Source organism: Streptomyces sp. NPDC127092 (genome assembly GCF_042722475.1).
In the GTDB taxonomy this organism is placed as follows: Bacteria; Actinomycetota; Actinomycetes; order Streptomycetales; family Streptomycetaceae; genus Streptomyces.
Window position 1 is genome coordinate 1 of the sequence record NZ_JBHXFE010000006.1, and the last position, 18,853, is coordinate 18,853.

The 18,853-nt window shown below is 71.0% G+C and carries 19 protein-coding genes and 1 rRNA gene; 8 read left to right on the forward strand and 12 right to left on the reverse strand.

All coding sequences use genetic code 11. The annotated features are described in order from the left end of the window. The first annotated feature begins 145 nt into the window (after positions 1 to 145). Positions 146 to 262: ribosomal RNA gene (gene rrf / locus ACFWJO_RS06805) — 5S ribosomal RNA — on the forward strand. 61 nt (positions 263 to 323) lie between these two features. Here rrf and ACFWJO_RS06810 read toward each other — a convergent pair. Genes ACFWJO_RS06810 through ACFWJO_RS06825 form a run of 4 tightly spaced genes read right to left on the reverse strand, consistent with a single transcriptional unit; the run spans position 324 to position 3,942 of the window. Continuing rightward, positions 324 to 1,004: a response regulator gene (locus ACFWJO_RS06810; RefSeq protein WP_386863751.1), complete on the reverse strand. Its 681-nt coding sequence runs from the start codon at positions 1,002 to 1,004 to the stop codon at positions 324 to 326. Next, positions 1,001 to 2,203, reverse strand: a complete 1,203-nt coding sequence (locus ACFWJO_RS06815) for a sensor histidine kinase (RefSeq protein ID WP_386863752.1) — start codon at positions 2,201 to 2,203, stop codon at positions 1,001 to 1,003. The genes ACFWJO_RS06810 and ACFWJO_RS06815 overlap by 4 nt, the downstream gene beginning before the upstream one ends. 51 nt (positions 2,204 to 2,254) lie before the next feature. Continuing rightward, a complete protein-coding gene (locus ACFWJO_RS06820; RefSeq protein WP_386863753.1) occupies positions 2,255 to 3,025 on the reverse strand; it encodes an ABC transporter permease in 771 nt (256 codons plus the stop codon). Continuing rightward, a complete protein-coding gene (locus ACFWJO_RS06825) occupies positions 3,022 to 3,942 on the reverse strand; it encodes an ABC transporter ATP-binding protein (protein WP_386863754.1) in 921 nt (306 codons plus the stop codon). Before ACFWJO_RS06825 ends, ACFWJO_RS06820 begins: the two co-directional genes overlap by 4 nt. A 228-nt stretch (positions 3,943 to 4,170) precedes the next feature. Here ACFWJO_RS06825 and ACFWJO_RS06830 point away from each other — a divergent pair, with 228 nt between their 5' ends. Further along, positions 4,171 to 4,740 carry a GNAT family N-acetyltransferase gene (locus tag ACFWJO_RS06830; RefSeq protein ID WP_386863755.1) on the forward strand — a complete coding sequence of 190 codons (570 nt, stop codon included), beginning with the start codon at positions 4,171 to 4,173 and terminating at the stop codon, positions 4,738 to 4,740. On the opposite strand, the gene ACFWJO_RS06835 is transcribed toward ACFWJO_RS06830, so the two are convergent. The 6 genes from ACFWJO_RS06835 to ACFWJO_RS06860 form a co-directional block, all read right to left on the reverse strand. Continuing rightward, a complete protein-coding gene (locus tag ACFWJO_RS06835) occupies positions 4,737 to 6,197 on the reverse strand; it encodes a type VI secretion protein (RefSeq protein WP_386863926.1) in 1,461 nt (486 codons plus the stop codon). The two genes, ACFWJO_RS06830 and ACFWJO_RS06835, sit on opposite strands and share 4 nt — an antisense overlap. 187 nt (positions 6,198 to 6,384) lie before the next feature. Further along, a complete protein-coding gene (locus tag ACFWJO_RS06840) occupies positions 6,385 to 7,776 on the reverse strand; it encodes an ATP-binding protein (protein ID WP_386863756.1) in 1,392 nt (463 codons plus the stop codon). 20 nt (positions 7,777 to 7,796) lie between these two features. Next, entirely contained in the window at positions 7,797 to 9,350 is a 1,554-nt protein-coding gene (locus ACFWJO_RS06845; protein WP_384409930.1) for an SCO6880 family protein, read from the reverse strand. Continuing rightward, positions 9,347 to 10,696 carry a hypothetical protein gene (locus ACFWJO_RS06850; RefSeq protein WP_386863757.1) on the reverse strand — a complete coding sequence of 450 codons (1,350 nt, stop codon included), beginning with the start codon at positions 10,694 to 10,696 and terminating at the stop codon, positions 9,347 to 9,349. Before ACFWJO_RS06850 ends, ACFWJO_RS06845 begins: the two co-directional genes overlap by 4 nt. Beyond that, positions 10,686 to 11,489, reverse strand: a complete 804-nt coding sequence (locus tag ACFWJO_RS06855) for a hypothetical protein (protein ID WP_386863758.1) — start codon at positions 11,487 to 11,489, stop codon at positions 10,686 to 10,688. Before ACFWJO_RS06855 ends, ACFWJO_RS06850 begins: the two co-directional genes overlap by 11 nt. 126 nt (positions 11,490 to 11,615) lie before the next feature. Beyond that, entirely contained in the window at positions 11,616 to 11,924 is a 309-nt protein-coding gene (locus ACFWJO_RS06860) for a hypothetical protein (protein ID WP_046908545.1), read from the reverse strand. A 363-nt stretch (positions 11,925 to 12,287) separates the two neighbouring features. On the opposite strand from ACFWJO_RS06860, the gene ACFWJO_RS06865 reads away from it, so the two are divergent. The 4 genes from ACFWJO_RS06865 (at position 12,288) to ACFWJO_RS06880 (ending at position 15,792) form a co-directional block, all read left to right on the forward strand. After that, entirely contained in the window at positions 12,288 to 13,322 is a 1,035-nt protein-coding gene (locus ACFWJO_RS06865) for an NlpC/P60 family protein (RefSeq protein ID WP_386863759.1), read from the forward strand. 254 nt (positions 13,323 to 13,576) lie between these two features. Then, complete coding sequence (locus ACFWJO_RS06870; RefSeq protein WP_386863760.1) at positions 13,577 to 14,287, forward strand: phosphatase PAP2 family protein; 711 nt, start codon at positions 13,577 to 13,579, stop codon at positions 14,285 to 14,287. Positions 14,288 to 14,667: 380 nt separating this feature from the next. Next, positions 14,668 to 15,489, forward strand: a complete 822-nt coding sequence (locus ACFWJO_RS06875; RefSeq protein ID WP_386863761.1) for a hypothetical protein — start codon at positions 14,668 to 14,670, stop codon at positions 15,487 to 15,489. Between the two features lie 120 nt (positions 15,490 to 15,609). Continuing rightward, positions 15,610 to 15,792: a hypothetical protein gene (locus ACFWJO_RS06880; RefSeq protein WP_384409943.1), complete on the forward strand. Its 183-nt coding sequence runs from the start codon at positions 15,610 to 15,612 to the stop codon at positions 15,790 to 15,792. A 5-nt stretch (positions 15,793 to 15,797) separates the two neighbouring features. Here the strand turns inward: ACFWJO_RS06880 and ACFWJO_RS06885 are convergent, their stop codons facing one another. Beyond that, a complete protein-coding gene (locus ACFWJO_RS06885) occupies positions 15,798 to 16,148 on the reverse strand; it encodes a metal-sensitive transcriptional regulator (protein ID WP_384410354.1) in 351 nt (116 codons plus the stop codon). 193 nt (positions 16,149 to 16,341) lie between these two features. On the opposite strand from ACFWJO_RS06885, the gene ACFWJO_RS06890 reads away from it, so the two are divergent. Next, positions 16,342 to 16,962, forward strand: coding sequence for a DUF47 domain-containing protein (locus ACFWJO_RS06890; protein WP_386863762.1), 621 nt, complete (start codon positions 16,342 to 16,344; stop codon positions 16,960 to 16,962). Positions 16,963 to 16,968: 6 nt separating this feature from the next. Beyond that, positions 16,969 to 17,967, forward strand: coding sequence for an anion permease (locus tag ACFWJO_RS06895; protein WP_384409948.1), 999 nt, complete (start codon positions 16,969 to 16,971; stop codon positions 17,965 to 17,967). Between the two features lie 98 nt (positions 17,968 to 18,065). On the opposite strand, the gene pstB is transcribed toward ACFWJO_RS06895, so the two are convergent. Beyond that, the gene (gene pstB / locus ACFWJO_RS06900; RefSeq protein ID WP_386863763.1) at positions 18,066 to 18,842 is read right to left on the reverse strand and encodes a phosphate ABC transporter ATP-binding protein PstB; all 777 of its coding nucleotides are present in this window, start codon (positions 18,840 to 18,842) and stop codon (positions 18,066 to 18,068) included. Positions 18,843 to 18,853: the final 11 nt, after the last annotated feature.

The following is an 18,853-nucleotide window of genomic DNA, read 5'->3' on the forward strand; positions in this document are numbered from 1 at the left end:
CGGATGTGGAAGCCCAGTAATGGGTGGAGCTGACCGGTACTAATAGGCCGAGGGCTTGTCCTCAGTTGCTCGCGTCCACTGTGTTAGTTCTGAAGTAACGAACACGCCCCCCTTTCGGGTGCGCGGCGGTTCAACTTCATAGTGTTTCGGTGGTCATAGCGTTAGGGAAACGCCCGGTTACATTCCGAACCCGGAAGCTAAGCCTTTCAGCGCCGATGGTACTGCAGGGGGGACCCTGTGGGAGAGTAGGACGCCGCCGAACAATCATTGTGGGAAAGCCCCGCACCTCATGGTGCGGGGCTTTTCTGCGTTTACGAGCCCTTTCAGGCCGCCGGCGTCACCAGGCCCGTGTCGTACGCCAGGATGACCGCCTGCACGCGGTCGCGCGAGCCCGTCTTCGCGAGGATGCGGGTGACGTGGGTCTTCACCGTGGATTCCGCGAGGTGGAGGCGGGCCGCGATCTCCGTGTTGGTCCAGCCCTGCGCGATGACGGTCAGGATCTCGCGCTCGCGGTCCGTGAGGGCCGACAAGCGCGGGTCCTGCCTGGGGGCGGCAGCGGCGGCCGGCTTCGGGGACTGCGGGAGGTGGTGGAGGTAGGTGTCGAGGAGGCGGCGGGTCAGGCTGGGGGCCACCACCGCGTCGCCGCTCGCGACCGCGCGGATGCCGGCGAGGAGTTCCTCGGGCTGGGCGTCCTTCACCAGGAAGCCGCTCGCGCCGGCGCGCAGCCCCTCGTACGCGTACTCGTCCAGGTCGAAGGTCGTGACGATGAGGACGCGGGTGCGGTCGCCGGTGGCGACGATGCGGCGGGTGGCCTCGATGCCGTCGAGTCCGGGCATGCGGATGTCCATCAGGACGACGTCCGGGCGGTGGCGGTCGGCCAGGCGTACGGCCTCCGTGCCGTTGGCGGCCTCGTCGACGACCGTCATGTCGTCCTGGCTCTCCAGCAGCATGCGGAAGCCGAAGCGCTGCATCGGCTGGTCGTCCGCGATCAGGACCGTGGTCACGAGGGGGAGTCCTCCCTGGGAAGCGTGAGGCTTACGTGCCAGCCGGTGCCTTCCGGTGGCGTGCCGCATTCGAGTGTGCCGTCGTAGAGCGCCGCGCGCTCGCGCATTCCCGCGAGTCCCTGGCCCTGCCCCGGATTCGCGGCTCCCCTGCCGGTGTCGGTGACCGTGACGACCAGGGCCTCGGGCTCGTACGCGAGGGTCACCGTGGCCTCGGCCGCCTCCCCGCCGTGTTTCAGGGTGTTCGTCAGCGCCTCCTGCACCACCCGGTACACCGTCAGTTCGGCGCCGGGGGACAGGGCGTGGGCGGGCGGGGCCAGGTGCGTACGGACACGCAGCCCTGCCTCCCGTACGCCCTCGATCAGGACCGGCAGATCCGCGAGGCCGGGCTGCGGGGTCCGTGCCGCGGACTCGTCCTCCTCCCTCAGGACGCCGAGCAGGCGCCGCAGTTCCGAGAGGGCCTGGCGGCTCGTGGTGCCGATGGCGTCGAGGGCCTGCGCGGCGCGTTCGGGGTTCTTGGCGGCCGCGTACCGGCCGCCGTCCGCGAGGCCGGTGATCACCGAGAGGTTGTGGCCGATGATGTCGTGCATCTCCCGGGCGATGCGGGCCCGTTCGTCCGCGGCGGCCAGGCGGACCTCCTGCTCGCGTTCCTCGCGGCGTGAGCGGACCGTGATGCCGAGGAGGGCGACGATCGCGTACGCCCACAGGTTGGGGACGACGTACACGTCCCACGTCTCCGCCTGCCAGCGCAGCGCGCCCGTCGCCAGCGGCGGCACGATCAGGGCGGCGGACCACAGCAGGGCACGGGGCCGCCGGTTCAGGGCGATGTGGAACACGGGGATCGCCTGGAGGAAGGCTGCCTGCAGGAAGGCGCCCGAGACCGAGCTGACGAGCGCCCCGCACGCCATCACCGCGAGTGCCGCCGTCGGCCGGCGGCGGCGCCAATAGAGCGGGACGGAGAGGACGAGGGTGGTCGTGACGACCAGCCAGGCGGGTACGGACGGATCGCGGGCCGTGTTCCGCCAGCCGCCGGCCGCGTCGACGAGCGCGGCCAGCGTCCAGCCGGCGGTCAGGACCGCGTCCCAGACACGGGGGCGGGCCCTGTCGAAGGCGCGGAGCTTGGCGAGCGCGCGCTGGACGTAGCGGCTCGGGCCCGTCGGCCCCGGGATCTCCGTCGTCACCACCCGCACATCCTCACCCATGCCCCGCCTCCCTGGCTCTGTGTCCGGTGCCTCTCCTTGTCCTCGTCCTCTTCAGACGTCGCGGCGCCTGAGCAGGAGTGCCGGGAGGGCAAGGGACGCGGCCGCCCACAGGAGCAGGGCCGCGAGCGCCGCGCCCGGTGCGGCGGCGCCGGGGAGCGGGGTGGCGGAGCCGAGGGCGCCGGCGGCCTGGGTGGGGAAGTAGCGGATGGCCGTGTCGATGCTCTCGTACGGGAGCATCCCGAGGACCTCCGGCAGGACCATCACGCCGCCGATGAACGCGCCGAGCGCGCCGGGCACCGAGCGGAGTGCGGCGCCCAGGCCGAGGGCGACGAGGCCGAGGAGGGTGACGCCGGTGGCGTTTCCGGCGATGGCGGCGAGGACGCCGTCGTCGGTGAGGGAGGCGGCCTGGTCGGTGTCGCCTAGGAAGATCTGCGCGGTGAGGAAGGTGACCAGGGCGGTCAGGAGGGAGACGGTGAAGACGACGCCGGTGAAGACCGCGGCCTTCGCCCACAGGACCGGCAGGCGGCGCGGCACGGCGGTGAGGGTGGCGCGGACCAGGCCGGTGGCGTACTCGCCGGCGGTGAGGAGGATGCCGAGGACGGCGAGGGCGATGCCGCCGAGCTGCGAGCCGTACAGGGTGAGGACGACGGTGTCGACGTCGGAGTCGCCGCCGTCGGAGGTGTACGTGGTGCCCATGAGGATGCCGACGCCGAGGACGAGCGTGACGGCGGTCAGCAGGGTCGCCCACGTGGAGCGGACCGTCCACAGCTTGTGCCATTCGGCGTGCAGGACGCGGGCGGGGGTGATGCCGTAGGTGCTCATGCGGCGGCTCCCTGGTACTCGACGGAGTCGTGGGTGAGGTCCATGAACGCCTGCTCCAGGGAGGCGCTCTGCGGGGTGAGTTCGTACAGCGGTACGCCGTGGGCGGCGGCGGTGCGGCCGATGTCGGCGGCGTCGAGGCCGGAGACCCGGAGCGTGTCCCGGTCCTCGGTGGTCACCCGTACCGCGGAGGGCCCGGAGAGGTCTGTCAGCAGGGTGCGCAGGCGGTCGGTGTCGGGGCTGACGACCTTGACGGTGGTGCCGCCGGCCTCCCGTACGAGGTCGGTGACGGTGGTGTCGGCGAGGAGCCGGCCCTTGCCGATGACGATGAGGTGGTCGGCGGTGAGGGCCGTCTCGCTCATCAGGTGGGAGGAGACGAGGACCGTGCGGCCTTCGGCGGCGAGCGACTTGAGGAGCGTGCGGATCCACAGCACGCCCTCGGGGTCGAGTCCGTTGACGGGTTCGTCGAGGACGACGGCGGCCGGGTCGCCGAGGAGGGCGGCGGCGATGCCGAGGCGCTGTCCCATGCCGAGCGAGAAGCCCTTGACCCGGCGGTCGGCGACCTCGGTGAGTCCGGTGACGTCGAGGACGTGGTCGACGCGGGAGCGCGGGATGCCGTGGGTGAGGGCCAGGGCCGTGAGGTGGTGGCGGGCGGTGCGGCCCGGGTGGAGCGAGCGCGCTTCGAGGAGGGCGCCGACCTGGGTGAGCGGGGCGGGATGCTCCGCGTACGGGCGGCCCGCGATGGTCGCGCGGCCGTGGGTGGGGGCGTCGAGGCCGAGGAGCATGCGCAGGGTGGTGGACTTGCCGGCGCCGTTGGGGCCGAGGAAGCCGGTGACGGAGCCGGGCCGGACGGTGAAGGAGAGGTCGCGGACGACGGTCCGGTCGCCGTAGCGCTTGGTGAGACTCTCTGCTCGGATCATGGTGACGACGCTAGGGAGCGGGCGGGGCGGGGGCGTCGGACCGTGGGTGGGCGGTGGGCGGCGGGTGTCGTACCGGGGTACGACGGCGGGTCGGGTCGTGGTCGGGTGGTGGGTGCGGTCTTGCGGCGTGCAACGGGGGCGACGGGTGGCGGTGTGCGCGGGGCTGTGGGCTGGTCGACGGGCAAAATGCCTTGTCAGGGGCGTGGGGAGGTAGCGAGGATCAGGCGCATGGACTATTCGATACGCACCGTCCGTGCCGACGAGTGGGAGAAGGTGCGCGAGCTGCGGCTCGCCGCGCTTCAGGACCCGGTCGCGCACATCGCCTTCCTCGAGACGTACGAGGACGCCTCCGCGCAGCCCGACTCCTTCTGGCAGGGCCGGGCCGCGGGCGCGGCCGAGACCGGTGACGGGCGGGTGCGTCAGTTCGTGGCGGAGACGCCGGACGGCCGTTGGATCGGCTCGGTGAGCGTGCTGGTCGAGCGGCCCTCGGACGAGGTGCGGTTCGGCGACGCGGCGAAGGTCGACCAGACGCACGTCGTGGGCGTGTTCGTACGGCCCGAGGCGCGCGGCGCCGGGGTGACGGACGCCCTGTTCCGGGCGGCGGTGGACTGGTCGTGGTCGCTGCCGGAGCCGGCGATCGAGCGGGTGCGGCTGTACGTGCACGAGGACAACGCCCGGGCGGCGGCCTTCTACCGGAAGTTCGGCTTCGTCGCGTCCGGTGACACGGTCCCGATGCCGGGGGACGCGACGGGCGTCGAGGTCGAGTACGAGATCCCGCGGCCGCGGGCGCGGGCCTAGCGGCTGAGCGAGGAGTGCTCCGGCCAGCGGGACCTGGCCTGTTCCTGGGAGCGCATCAGGGCGAGGGTCGGCAGGCCGATGTCCTCGCCCCTGGTGACGAGTTCGGGCAGTGTCGGGATCGGGGCGACGGCCGCGACGTCGTCGAGGACGAGCGTCAGTGGTGGGTCGAGCCGACCGTCGGATGACCGTGCGGCCATGCGGCGGCCGTGCTCGACCACGCTTGCGGCGAGCGCGGTGAGCAGGGGCATCGCGCCCGGGTGGGTGCGCGGATCCTCGATCGGTTCACCCACCACGTACAGGGTGCCCTGCTCGGCGACGAAAGATGCCAGCGTGAGCGAATCCGTTCGATTCGGCGTGCACGCCTGCCTGATGTGGATCGAGGACAGACCGGACAGCGCACGGGCCGTCAGTTCCTGCGCCGCCCGGCGGCGTTCGGGGTGCGCCGTGAGGGCCGATTCGAGGAGTCCGGCGTGTCCGGCGGCGGCCTTGGGATGCGTACGGAGGATCCGTACGGGCTCATGAGCGTCGGCGCCCTGGGCCCAGCGGTGCACCTGCTTGAACGGCCGGCCGTCTATGGCGGCGGCGTGCAGCCAGCAGCGCAGGAGCGTTTCCGCGGTGTCCGCGACGGCCGCGTCGAGACGCGACTGGGGGCGTACGGGCGCGAGCAGGGCCACCGCGCGTTCCCGGGCCGTGTCCGGGTCCTCGCACTGATCGGCCGGGTTCCAGCGGAGCCGGGCGGGCGTGTCGCAGAGGTGGCCGGGGTCGTAGACGAGGACCGGGCCCAGCTTGGCGCGGGCGTCCTTGGTGTCGGCCCACAGGGACGGGTCGGAGGTCACGACGAGTGCGGCGCCCTCGGCGTCCCGTACCGCCTGGGCGGCGGTGGGGCGGCGGGTGGCGGCGGGGGCGTAGACGAGGCGGGGGGTGGCCGGGGGAGCCGTCGGGCCATCGCTTGGGCGGGCCTCGCGTGGATAGGCCTCGCTTGGATGGGCCTTGCTCGGAGGGGCCTCGGTGAGCGGGTGGCTTTCCGCGAGGTGGCGGTCGTCCGCGAGGGCCTGACGAGGAGGCCGGTCATCCGTGAAGGGACGGTCATCCGTGGAGGGCCGGTCATCCGCGAGCAGGCGGTCATCCGCGAGGGGGCGCTCGTCCGCGAGCGGCTGGTCCTGCGTGACCGGCTGGTTCTGCGTGATCGGCGGGTTCTTCGTGAGCGGGTGGTTCTCGGGGCGGCGTGGTGCCGGGGTTCGTGCGGGCGTCGGGTTCGGGGGCGTCGTACGCCGTGTGTGCGTCCTGCGGGTCGCCCGGACCGTGCGCCAGCGGGCGAAGGTGCCCAGGGCGAAGACGGCGAGGACGGTCAGGACCATCGCCTCGCCGATCGCCAGCCCCCAGAAGAGGCCGTAGCCCGAGAGGGTCTCCGGGGGTGTCGTCGGCCACGCGGCGGCCAGGTCCGTCGGGGCGGTCATCAGGGAGCGGAGGGCCTGCGGGGTGCGGGTGAAGGTGACGCCCGGGGGCCAGCCGCCGTGGGCCAGCAGGCCGGCCAGGCCGGTCGCCGTCCAGATCAGGGCGGCGAGGCCGAGCAGCAGGGCGAGCAGCCCGACCACGAAACCGTCGGGGATGCCGCCGCCCTGCTGTCGTGCCTCCTTCTCCACGTCACGCCACCGTCGACTGGTCGTTCATCTGCTGCTCGATGAGCATCGCGCGCTGTTCCGTCTCCCACTCCAGTTCCTGGTCGGTGACGGACGACGACTCCGTCATGGCGCGGTCCGTGTAGACGAGCGGCCGTTCGTTCTCGGTGATGAGGTGCTTCACGACCTGGACGTTGCCGTTGACGTCCCAGACCGCGATGCCGGGTGTCAGGGTCGGGATGATCTCGACCGCCCAGCGGGGGAGGCCGAGGACCCGGCCGGTGTTGCGGGCCTCGTCCGCCTTCTGGGCGTAGATGGTGCGGGTGGAGGCCATCTTGAGGATGGCGGCGGCTTCCTTGGCCGCTGCTCCGTCGACCACGTCTGAGAGGTGGTGGACGACCGCCACGAAGGAGAGGCCCAGGCGGCGGCCGAACTTGAGGAGGCGCTGGAAGAGCTGCGCGACGAAGGGGCTGTTGATGATGTGCCAGGCCTCCTCGACGAGGAAGATGCGCTTCTTCCGGTCGGGGCGGATCCAGGTGTGTTCCAGCCACACGCCGACGATCGCCATGAGGATCGGCATGGCGATGGAGTTGCGGTCGATGTGGGAGAGGTCGAAGACGATGAGGGGGGCGTCCAGGTCGATGCCGACCGTGGTGGGGCCGTCGAACATGCCGCGCAGGTCGCCGTCGACGAGACGGTCGAGGACGAGCGCGACGTCGAGGCCCCAGGCCCGTACGTCGTCTATGTCGACGTTCATGGCCTCGGCGGACTCGGCTTCGGGGTGGCGGAGTTGCTCGACGATGTCGGTGAGGATCGGCTGGCGGTCGGTGATGTGCTCGGTGACGTAGGCGTGGGCGACCTTGAGGGCGAAGCCGGAGCGCTCGTCGAGGCCGTGGCCCATCGCCACCTCGATGATGGTGCGGAGGAGGGCGAGCTGGCCGGTGGTGGTGATGGCGGGGTCGAGGGGGTTGAGGCGGATGCCGTCGTCGTTGGCGACCATCGGGTCGAGCCGGATGGGAGTTATTCCCAGCTGCTGGGCGATGAGGTTCCATTCGCCGACGCCGTCCTCGCCCTGGGCGTCGAGGACGACGACCTGGCGGTCGCGGAAGCGGAGCTGGCGCAGGACGTAGGTCTTCTCGAGGGCCGACTTTCCGTTGCCGGACTCGCCGAGGACCAGCCAGTGGGGGGCCGGGAGCTGCTGGCCGTACAGCTGGAAGGGGTCGTAGATGTACCCCTTGCCGCTGTAGACCTCGCGGCCGATGATCACGCCGGAGTCGCCGAGGCCGGGGGCCGCGGTCGGCAGGTAGACGGCCTGGGCCTGGCCCGTGGAGGTGCGCACGGGCAGGCGGGTCGTCTCGACCTTGCCGAAGAGGAAGGAGGTGAAGGCTTCGGTGAGGACGGACAGCGGATCTCGCATCGGTCTGTGCCCCTTCGGCCCTAGCGGCGGATGCCGGTCGCGAACGGCAAGGTGTTCACAAAGGCCCGGTGGTGCTCGCGGTCGCACCACTCCAGCTTCAGGTAGGACTTGCCGGCGGAGGCCCTGATCGTGCGCTTGTCCCGGGCGAGGGCCTCGGGGGAGCGCGCCGATACGGTGATGTACCCGACGAGGTTGACGCCTGCCGCGCCGCTGGCGAGATCTTCACCCCGCTGGTCGAGCCGGCCGTGGGCGGCGATGTCGCGCGGGTCGACGGTGCGGTTCATCTTGGCCTGGCGGGAGGCCTCGGCCTCGTCGTTGGTCTTCTCGGTGAGCATGCGCTCGATGGCGACCTCGGTGGGCTCCAGGTCCATGGTCACGGCGACGGTGCGGATGACGTCGGGCGTGTGGACGAGCAGCGGGGCGAGGAAGTTGACGCCGACGGGCGTCATCGGCCACTCCTTGACCCAGGCGGTGGCGTGGCACCAGGGGGCGCGGGTGGCGGACTCGCGCGTCTTGGCCTGGAGGTACGTCGGCTCCATCGCGTCCAGCTCGGCCGGCCAAGCGTTTCGTTTCGTCATGGCCTGGATGTGGTCGATGGGGTGGTCCGGGTCGTACATGGAGTGCACGAGGGAGGCAAGCCGGGACTGGCCGAGGGGCTGCCGTACGCGGATGTCGGCCTCGGCGAGGCGGGCGCAGATGTCGGTGAGCTCGCGGGCCATGACGACGGCGAGGCCGGCGTCGCGGTCGAGCTTGCGGGCGCCGGAGGCGTGACGGGCGGCGCGGGCCATGGCGTTGGCCTCGGCGGCGAGCTCGCGGGTGTAGTGCATGCAGGCGACGAGGTAGGCGCGGTGCTGCTCGCTGGAGGTCGACACCATGGACTGGAGCTGGTCGTACGACTCCTGGAGCCAGGCCGGGGCCTGGTGGTCGCCGCGCTGGGCGACGTCCTTGGCGTGGGCGTCGGGGTCGGCGGGGAGCGTCCGGGCGAGCATCTGGAGGCGGGTGACGAAGCCGTCCCCGTTGGCGACGTGCTTGAGGAGGGTGCCGAAGCGGTCGACGAGGGCTTCCTGGTCCTCGGAGTCGCGCAGGCCGACGCCGGGGCCCTCGATCTCGATGGCGGCGGTGACGGTGCGGCGGTCGGCGTGCAGGAGGACGGCGATCTCGTCGGGGCCGAAGGGCGCGGAGAGCCAGCTGATCCGGCCGATGCCGGGCGGCGGGCCGATCTCGACCTCGCGGCCGTCGAGGCGGGTGCCGGCCTCGACGGCGGCGGAGCGGTAGGCGGTGCCGCGCTTGAGCATGCGCTTGTAACTGCGGTTGATCTCGAACCACTTGTAGAACGTGCGGTGCTTGTACGGCACGTACACCATGGCGAGGGCGATCAGCGGGAAGCCCATGAGCAGCACGATGCGCAGGGACAGCACGGGGACGATCAGTCCGCTCATCATGCCGAGGAAGGCGCCGGCGATGATGAGCGCGATCTCGCCGGTCTCGCGGTTCTTGCCGACGATCGCGTTCGGCCGGGCGCGGCCGATGAGATACGTGCGGCGGGGCGAGACCGGCTGGGACTGGGTCGTCAACGCCCTGCACCTCCTGCTCCTGAGTTCTTGCGGTTGCTGTGCGGGGTGCCCGCGGTGGGACTGCTGTTACGGGGTGCGGGCGTGGCACCCGTACCGCCACCGCCCGAGGAGCCGCGGCTGCTGTGGGCGGCGACGCCGCCGGAGAGCGGGTTGGCGGGGCGGGGCGTGCTGCCGCCGGAGGGCTGGCCGCCGCCTCCGCCGTCGCTGCGGGTGCTGTGGGTCTTGATGCCCTGGGACACGAGGGAGGCGGGGGAGGAGATGACGGCGGCCGCGGCGTTCTCGCCGGCGCGGTGCAGGCGGTTGTTGCGGGAGGCGATGATCTCGTCGCCGAAGCCGGGGACGAAGCGGTAGATCATCGCGGAGGCGAAGATCGCGAGCAGGATGATGGCGAGGCCGGAGACGACGGCGGAGAACGCGTCGGGTCCGGTGCCGGAGGACAGTGCGCCGGCGAGGCCGAGGACGATGACGATGACCGGCTTGACCAGGATCACCGCGATCATGATGCCCGCCCAGCGGCGGACGTGGCCCCACATGTTCTTGTCGACGAGCCCGGAGTAGACGACGACGCCGAGCAGGGCGCCGACGTAGAGCAGCACGGCGCGCAGCACGAGTTCGAGGTAGAGCACGCCGGCGGCGAGGATCGTCACCAGGGACACGATGATCAGCATGATCGGCCCGCCGCCGATGCTGTCGCCCTTCTCCAGGGCCTGCTTGAAGCTGCCGAAGAAGACGTCGGTCTGCTGGCCGGTGCCGGAGGCGATGACCTCGGTGACGGCGTCGGTGGCGTTGACGACGGTGTAGAGGATCAGCGGGGTGAAGGCGGAGGCGAGGACCGTCAGCCAGAGGAACCCGATGGCCTCGGAGATCGCGGTGGTCAGCGGCACGCCGCGGATGGCGCGCTTGGCGACGGCGAGCAGCCAGAGGAGGAGGGTGAGGAAGGTGGCGGCGGCGAAGACGATGGCGTAGCGGCCGAGGAACTCGAGGTTCGTGAAGTCGACGGCGGCGGTCTCCTTCACGGCCTTCGACAGGGTGTCGACGGTCCAGGCGGCGGCCTTGGCGCAGCCGTTGGCGAGGGAGGAGAGCGGGTCGAGCGCGGCGTTGGGGTCGTCGAGCCGGGCGCGGGAGCCGGGGGATTGCTGGCCGTTTTCGCAGTACTCCCGGGCCTGTCCCACGATGAGGTCGCAGGGGTTGTTGCTGGCGCCCGGGGACGGCGTTGCGCTCGGCGTGGGTGTCGGGGTGGGTGTCGGCGCCGCGTGGGCGTACGAGGCGAACAGGACGAGCGTGGCGGGCAGGGCCGCCACGCCGGCGCCCAGCGCGCGCAGCGGGAGTCGTCGGCTAGCGGGCATAGGTGAAGCCTCCGTATCCCTCGACCGCCTTGGCGATGTCGTCCGCCACGGAGGCGCGGTTGTCACCGTTGACCGGCGTCGGTCCCTCGGTCTGCTCGGAGCTGACGACCTTCCAGTCGCCGCCGACCCACTTCAGCTTCTCGGTGATGGTGAACCACGTGGACGTGACCGGTTTGGTGGAGCCCTCGCCGGCGAGGCCGACCAGACCGGTGCACCACACCTCGACGGTCGCCGTGTCGCCTCCGGACTCCGTCACCGTGGTGCCGACCGGGATCGTGCGGGAGACGAAGGTCAGTCCCGTAGGGGCGGTGCCGTCGGGGCCGAGACCCACGTTGGCCAGGAAGCCGGCCGAGTAGGACTCGTCCAGGCTCTTCACCAGGCCGTCCGCGACGGCCGGGTCGTGGATGGCCCGGACGATGGCCTCGCGCGGGCCGCGCTGGAACATGTCCACCGAACCGAGCGCCACCGCATAGTTCGCCGCCGCGCTCTGTGCCCCCTGTTCGTCGTGCGCGAAGCCCGTCGGGATGGTGCCGTTCTTGCCGGTGACCGGGCGGACGCCCGTCGGGGAGGTCGGGGCTGCGGCGCCGGGCCGGGCGTCGGGGTCCGTGCCGCCGGTGCCGGAGTCGGAGGTGCCGTCGCCGCGGTTGGCGAGGGCGATGGCGGCGACCAGGAGGATCACCACGCCGACCACCGCGAACAGCGAGCGGCCGCTCCGGGCGGGGGGCCGGGTGCCGGCGCCGGTCTCGGGGAGTCGGGTGCGGGTCTGGCCGTCGTGCTCGTCGCCGAAGCTCATGCCGGGTACGCCCCCTCGACCGTTCGCGGGTACGACGAAAGCCGTGCTGGTTTCCGCGCGGGCGCGGCGTGGTGACTGGACATCAGGGAACGCGACCTCGGTGGTGAGAAACGGGTCAGACGGCCGTCAGACGGCCATCCCGTACACGATGGTGAAGAGCGTCCCCAGCGAGCCGATGATGAAGACGCCGGTCAGGCCGGCCACGATCAGGCCCTTGCCCTGTTCGGCGCTGAAGGTGTCGCGCAGGGCGGTGGCCCCGATACGCTGCTTGGCCGCGCCCCAGATGGCGATGCCGAGGCAGAGCAGGATGGCCACGGCCATCACGACCTCGATCATCACCTTGGCTTCGGCACCGAGGCTCCCGAAAGGCCCCCAGTTCGGGGCGATTCCACCGATGATGGTGGTGATGTCGCCCTTCTCGGCCGCCAGGTACATGTAACTCACCGCCCCTGTTGGGTAGTTCGTCGCCCCTGCCGGATGGCATGGGTCGTCGACCCTATCTTCGCTGATGAAACCGCTCGCGTGTGACGGCTTGACGGCTCTCTTTACCCGATCCCCGCACACTTGACCGATCCGACCGTCTTGACCTGCGGTGGTGTGGCCGGTTTGTATGCGAGGACGCGTATGGTCACTCTGTGTATCACGCAGGGTGACTCCGGGCAATGATTGTCGTTGTGGCACCTTTGGGGCGCCGCGCGGTGCGGAGAAGTCCGTCGCGTCCGGTTCGTCCACGCCCTCCGGCGCCGGTGCCCGCCTAGACTGGGGCGGCGGGGCGTACTGCCAGGAGCCGAGGGGTGGTTGACGGTGCGTAAGGCGCGCAAGGCGTGGCTGGTGGGTGGCGGGGTCGTCGGGATCTGCCTCACCTTCGTCGCGCTGCTCGTCGTCGGGACGTACTCCGCCGCCGCCGGGATCCTCGGAGGGGCCGGGAACGGGAAGAACGGGACCGTGGCACTGGCCAAGGGCGCCGTGCCCGCCGCGTACCAGGGGCTGGTGCAGCAGTGGGGCAATCTCTGCCCGGCGATCAATCCCGCGCTGCTGGCCGCGCAGCTGTACCAGGAGAGCGGCTGGAACCCGACCATCGTCTCGCCGGCGAACGCCCGGGGCATCGCCCAGTTCATCCCCGGCACCTGGGCCACCCACGGCATCGACGGGGACGGGGACGGCGACCGGGACGTGTGGGACCCGAAGGACGCGATCCCGTCGGCCGCCTCGTACGACTGCGAGCTGGCCGGCTACGTGAAGAACGTGCCGGGCGACCGTACGAACAACATGCTCGCCGCCTACAACGCGGGCGCCTACCGGGTCATCAAGTCCGGTGGCGTCCCGCGGATCAGCGAGACGCAGAACTACGTGCGGATCATCCGTTCGCTGGAGAAGAGCTTCGCCCGGCCGGTCGGGCGGGTCGACCCGTCCCGGCAGGCCGCCGGGGCGATCTACTACGCGCAGCAGAAGCTGGGCACGCCGTACCTCTGGGGCGGTACGGGCACGGCGGCGCAGGGCGGGCGGTTCGACTGTTCGGGGCTCACCCAGGCGGCGTACGAGTCGGTCGGGATCAGCCTGCCGCGCGTGGCCAACGACCAGTACAACGCCGGGCCCCATCCGAGCAGGGACGAGCTGCTGCCGGGCGATCTCGTCTTCTTCTCCGACGATCTGACGAACTCTCGGGCGATCAGGCACGTGGGCATCTACGTCGGCGGCGGCTACATGATCGACGCGCCGCGCACCGGTGCGGTGATCCGCTTCGACCGGATCGACACGCCCGACTACTTCGGGGCGACCCGCGTCACGGAGGACGGCGCCGCCGCCCTGCCGACGCATCTGCCGCAGCAGTGACGGGCCGGGGTGTGGCGGGCGGGGTGGCGGCCGGGGTGCGACCGGGCCGGGAGTCGCGGGCGGGTGGAGTGAGTTCGTGAGCCACGCTGCGTGAGCCTTCGGCCCTGGGCTGCGACGGGCCGTCACCTTTCGATAACGTCCTAGTGATCTTGGGTGGAGAGCGGAACGCTGCCCTCGGGTGGATCGTTTCCCGATCCGACCACTCTGACCACGGGGGTTGGACACCAACACACGAGAGCAAGGGGCCTCAGCAGATGGCTGGACTCGCATCGGACGCTTCTAACCCCGATGTCAGCCTGCTCTACGACATCAACGGGCTGGCGAAGGCCGCCCCGCCGTGGTTCGACCGCGTCATGGAGTTCGTCGGCGAGTACGGCATCATGCTCGGCCTCGTCCTCGTCGGTCTCGGCTGCTGGTGGAGCGTCCGCCGGCGCGGTACGGCCGGTGACTCCGTCGCCGGTCTCGCCGGGCTCCTGTGGGCTCCGCTCGCGGCCGGCATCGCACTCCTCGTCAACATCCCGATCCGCGGGTTCGTCGAGCGCCCCCGGCCCTTCAAGGACCACCAGGGGCTCGAGGTCCTCGTCGCCGGCAAGACCGACTACAGCTTCGTCAGCGACCACGCCACCATGGCGATGGCCATCGCCGTCGGGGTCTTCGTCGCGCACCGGCGCTTCGGCCTGCTCGCCATCGGGCTCGCCCTCACCGAGGCCTTCTGCCGGGTCTACATGGGCGTCCACTACCCGACCGACGTCGTCGGCGGACTCGCCCTCGGCACCGCCGTCGCGCTGCTGCTCGCGCCGTTCGCGCTGGCCCTGCTGACCCCGGTCGTCTCGGCCGTCGCCCGGTCCCGGCACGGCGGCCGGCTGGTGCGCTCCCGCCGCGCCGCCGAACGGCCCGCCGTCGCCGAGACCGCCGTCGTCCCGGAGCCCCGGCTCGGCGCCGACGAGAGCGACCTCGCCGCCTGATCCCGGGGCGTCGGAAGGCCCGGGGCGTCAGCCGGTACCGGCCGTCAGGCGGTGCGGCCCGTCAGGCGGTGCGGCCCGTCAGCCGGTACCGGCTGTCAGGCGGTGCAGCCCGGCAGGCGGTGCGGTCCGTCAGGAGGCCCGGCTCACGTCGCGTGATTCCTCCGTGTGCGCCTCCGCGTCCGCACGGGCCCGGTCGCGGGATCTGCGGGCCGGGCCCCGCCAGCCGCAGCTGCATCGGGCGAAGGCGAACGAACCGCTTTCCGTGGTCTCCGTGTGATGCACGTCCACCACCGTACTGCGCGTGACGGGGCGCCCGGACCGTCGTTATCCGGTGGGCGGGATCCGGACAGCGGCGGCAGGGCGTTGGGGGTTGGCAGGCGATGGTGGTGCGGAACGGGCGCACGGGCGGGGTGTGGGTCGTGACCGTGGCGCTGGTGCTCGGCGGCGGTGTGGTCGGCGGCTGTGCCGCTCCCGGTGACGACGCCGCGCCGGGCGGCGATCCCGTGCGGACCGTGCGCGGCGCGGCGGAGGGGCTGACCCGGGCCGGGTCGTCCAAGGCGAGCACGTCCATGGAGATGGCCTCCGGCGGCACCCGGGTCACCATCCGCGGCGAGGGCCTCTACGATTTCCGCCGCCGCACCGGCAGCCTCCAGGTGGTGCTGCCCAAGGACGCCGCCGGGGAGAGCGAGCACCGGCCGATCACGGAGCTGCTCGCGCCCGGCGCGCTGTACATGAAGAACCGGGGCGCGGGCGTGCCCGCCGACAAGTGGGTACGGGTGGACACCACCGCCCTCGACGACGGCAACCTCGTCACCGGCGGGGCCACCGACCCGGCCGCCGCCGCCGAGCTGCTGCGCGGGGCGCGCCGGGTGACGTACGTCGGGGAGATCGAGCTCGCCGGGGTGAAGGTCCGGCACTACCGCGGTGTCGCGGACATCGCGGAGGCCGCCCGGCTGGCATCGCCGCAGGTGCGCGGGGCGCTGGCCGCGGCGGCGAAAGGGTTCACCACGGACACGGTGCCGTTCGACGCGTATCTGGACCGGGAGGGGCGGCTGCGCAAGGTGCGCCACCAGTTCAGCTTCACCAACCAGGGCCGCACGGTCGCGGTCGCCTCGACGACGCTGCTGTACGGCTTCGGGGCGCGGGTGACGGTGAAGCTGCCGGACCGCTCGGACATCTACGCCGGAAAGATCAAGGCCTGATCCTTCCTGGGCCTGATCCTCTCTTGCGAACCATCGGCAAATGGTCCGGACGTGTCATGTGCGGTCCGTGCACCGCTCCCTACGCTGGGAGACGACGTCGGCAGGAAGAGGTGAACGCGCATGGCTCCGCCGCCCGGTACCGGTACCGCGACCGCGCCCGGCGATCCCGAGTGCGTCGCCCTGGCCGAGATCGAGCTGTGCGGTGAGCTGATCATCGCGGCCTCGGCGATCGACGAGGAGCGGCTGAGCGCCGACCGCATCGACGAGGTGCTCCGGGTCGGCGGCGACGGCCGCCGGCCGTAGCGGCCTCAGGTGCGCATCATGCGCGCGATGGCCTTCGTGGCCTCCTCGACCTTCGCCTCGATCTCGTCGCCGCCCTTGGTCGCCGCGTCCGCGACGCAGTGCCGCAGGTGCTCCTCCAGGAGTTGGAGGGCGAAGGACTGCAGCGCCTTCGTCGAGGCGGAGACCTGGGTGAGGATGTCGATGCAGTAGACGTCCTCGTCGACCATCCGCTGGAGGCCGCGGATCTGGCCCTCGATCCGGCGCAGTCGCTTGAGGTGCTCGTCCTTCTGCTTGTGGTAGCCGTGCACGCCGTGCTCGTGGCCGGCCGTCTCGGCGGTCTCGGGGGTGACCTCGGCCGCCGCCTCGGTGGTCGTCATCGCGTCCTCCCGCTGTCCAGAAAGGGTGGTCATACCCCTCGTGGGTATATGGTACCGATCCCCGCGAATCGGGGCGGGGGCCCGTGCAGATCACTGTGCCTGATGGGCGACACTGAAGGGACGCCGGTTAGCCGTGGCCGGATGATGCGCCTAGCATCAGCCTGACCGAAACCCAGCACCCCGAGGACCCCACGTGCGATTTCGTCTGACCCCCAGGGAGACGAGCTTCTACGACATGTTCGCCGCGTCCGCGGACAACATCGTCACGGGCGCCAAGCTCCTGATGGAACTGCTCGGGGCGGAGCCGTCCGCCCGGGCCGAGATCGCGGAACGGATGCGGGCAGCGGAGCACGCCGGCGACGACGCGACCCACGCCATCTTCCACCAGCTGAACTCCTCGTTCATCACGCCGTTCGACCGCGAGGACATCTACTCCCTCGCCTCCTCCCTCGACGACATCATGGACTTCATGGAGGAGGCCGTCGACCTGGTCGTCCTCTACAACATCGAGGAGCTCCCCAAGGGCGTCGAGCAGCAGATCGAGGTGCTGGCCCGGGCGGCCGAGCTGACCGCCGAGGCCATGCCGAACCTGCGGACCATGTCCAACCTCACCGAGTACTGGATCGAGGTCAACCGGCTCGAGAACCAGGCCGACCAGATCCACCGCAAGCTGCTCGCCCACCTCTTCAACGGCAAGTACGACGCCATCGAGGTGCTGAAGCTCAAGCAGGTCGTGGATGTGCTGGAAGAGGCCGCCGACGCCTTCGAGCACGTGGCGAACACGGTGGAGACCATCGCCGTCAAGGAGTCCTGAGGCTTCGTGGACACCTTCGCTCTGATCGTGACCATCGGTGTCGCGCTCGGCTTCACCTATACGAACGGGTTCCACGACTCCGCGAACGCCATCGCCACCTCGGTGTCGACCCGGGCGCTGACCCCGCGGGCGGCGCTCGCGATGGCCGCGGTCATGAACCTCGCCGGTGCCTTCCTCGGCAGCGGCGTCGCCAAGACCGTCAGCGAGGGCCTGATCGAGACCCCGCACGGCGACAAGGGGATGGGCATCCTCTTCGCCGCGCTGGTCGGCGCGATCATCTGGAACCTCGTCACCTGGTACTTCGGTCTTCCGTCCTCCTCCTCGCACGCGCTGTTCGGCGGCATGGTGGGCGCGGCGCTCGCGGGTGGCACGGAGGTCATCTGGTCGGGTGTCCTCGAGAAGATCGTCATCCCGATGTTCGTCTCGCCGGTGGTCGGTCTGATCGCCGGTTACCTGGTCATGTGCGCGATCCTGTGGATCTTCCGCAAGGCCAACCCGCACAAGGCCAAGCGCGGCTTCCGCATCGCCCAGACCGTCTCGGCGGCCGGCATGGCGCTCGGCCACGGTCTCCAGGACGCCCAGAAGACGATGGGCATCGTGGTGATGGCCCTGGTCATCGCGGACGTGCAGCAGCAGGGCGACGAGATCCCGATCTGGGTGAAGATCGCGTGCGCCGTGATGCTCTCGCTCGGTACGTACGCGGGCGGCTGGCGGATCATGCGGACCCTCGGCCGCAAGATCATCGAGCTGGACCCGCCGCAGGGCTTCGCGGCCGAGACCACCGGTGCCTCGATCATGTTCGGCTCGGCGTTCCTCTTCCACGCGCCGATCTCCACGACCCATGTCATCACCTCCGCGATCATGGGTGTGGGCGCGACGAAGCGGGTGAACGCGGTCCGCTGGGGCGTCGCCAAGAACATCATCCTGGGCTGGTTCATCACCATGCCGGCGGCGGCGCTGGTCGCCGCGGTGAGCTTCTACGTGGTGCAGCTCTTCTTCGGCTGACAGTCTTCCCGTCACATGGTTGGGCCCGGCTCCCCTTGGGGGGAGCCGGGCCCATTTCGTCGTGCGGTGGCACCGCCATGCAGCACCGCATGACGTGTTTATCCGAAGCGGCCGGAGATGTAGTCCTCGGTCGCCTGGACACTCGGGTTGGAGAAGATGCGCTCGGTGTCGTCCAGCTCGATCAGCTTGCCGGGCTGGCCGACCGCCGCCAGGTTGAAGAACGCGGTGCGGTCCGAGACGCGGGCGGCCTGCTGCATGTTGTGCGTCACGATGACGATCGTGAAGCGCTCCTTCAGCTCGCCGATCAGGTCCTCGATGGCGAGGGTGGAGATCGGGTCGAGGGCCGAGCAGGGCTCGTCCATCAGCAGGACGTCCGGCTCGACCGCGATGGCGCGGGCGATGCACAGGCGCTGCTGCTGACCGCCGGAGAGGCCGGAGCCCGGCTTGTTGAGGCGGTCCTTGACCTCGTTCCAGAGGTTGGCGCCCTTGAGGGAGCGCTCGACGATGTCGTTGAGCTCGGACTTCTTGTACTTGCCGTTGAGGCGCAGGCCCGCCGCCACGTTGTCGAAGATCGACATGGTGGGGAAGGGGTTCGGGCGCTGGAAGACCATGCCGACGGTGCGGCGCACCGCGACCGGGTCGACGCCCGCGCCGTACAGGTTCTCGTCGTCCAGCATCACCTTGCCCTCGACGCGGCCGCCGGGGGTGACCTCGTGCATGCGGTTCAGGGTGCGCAGGAAGGTGGACTTGCCGCAGCCGGACGGGCCGATGAAGGCCGTCACGGAGCGCGGCTCGACGGTCATCGAGATGTCGTCGATCGCCTTGTGGTTGCCGTAGTACGCGGAGAGGCCGCTGACGTCGATTCGCTTGGCCATATCAGTTCACT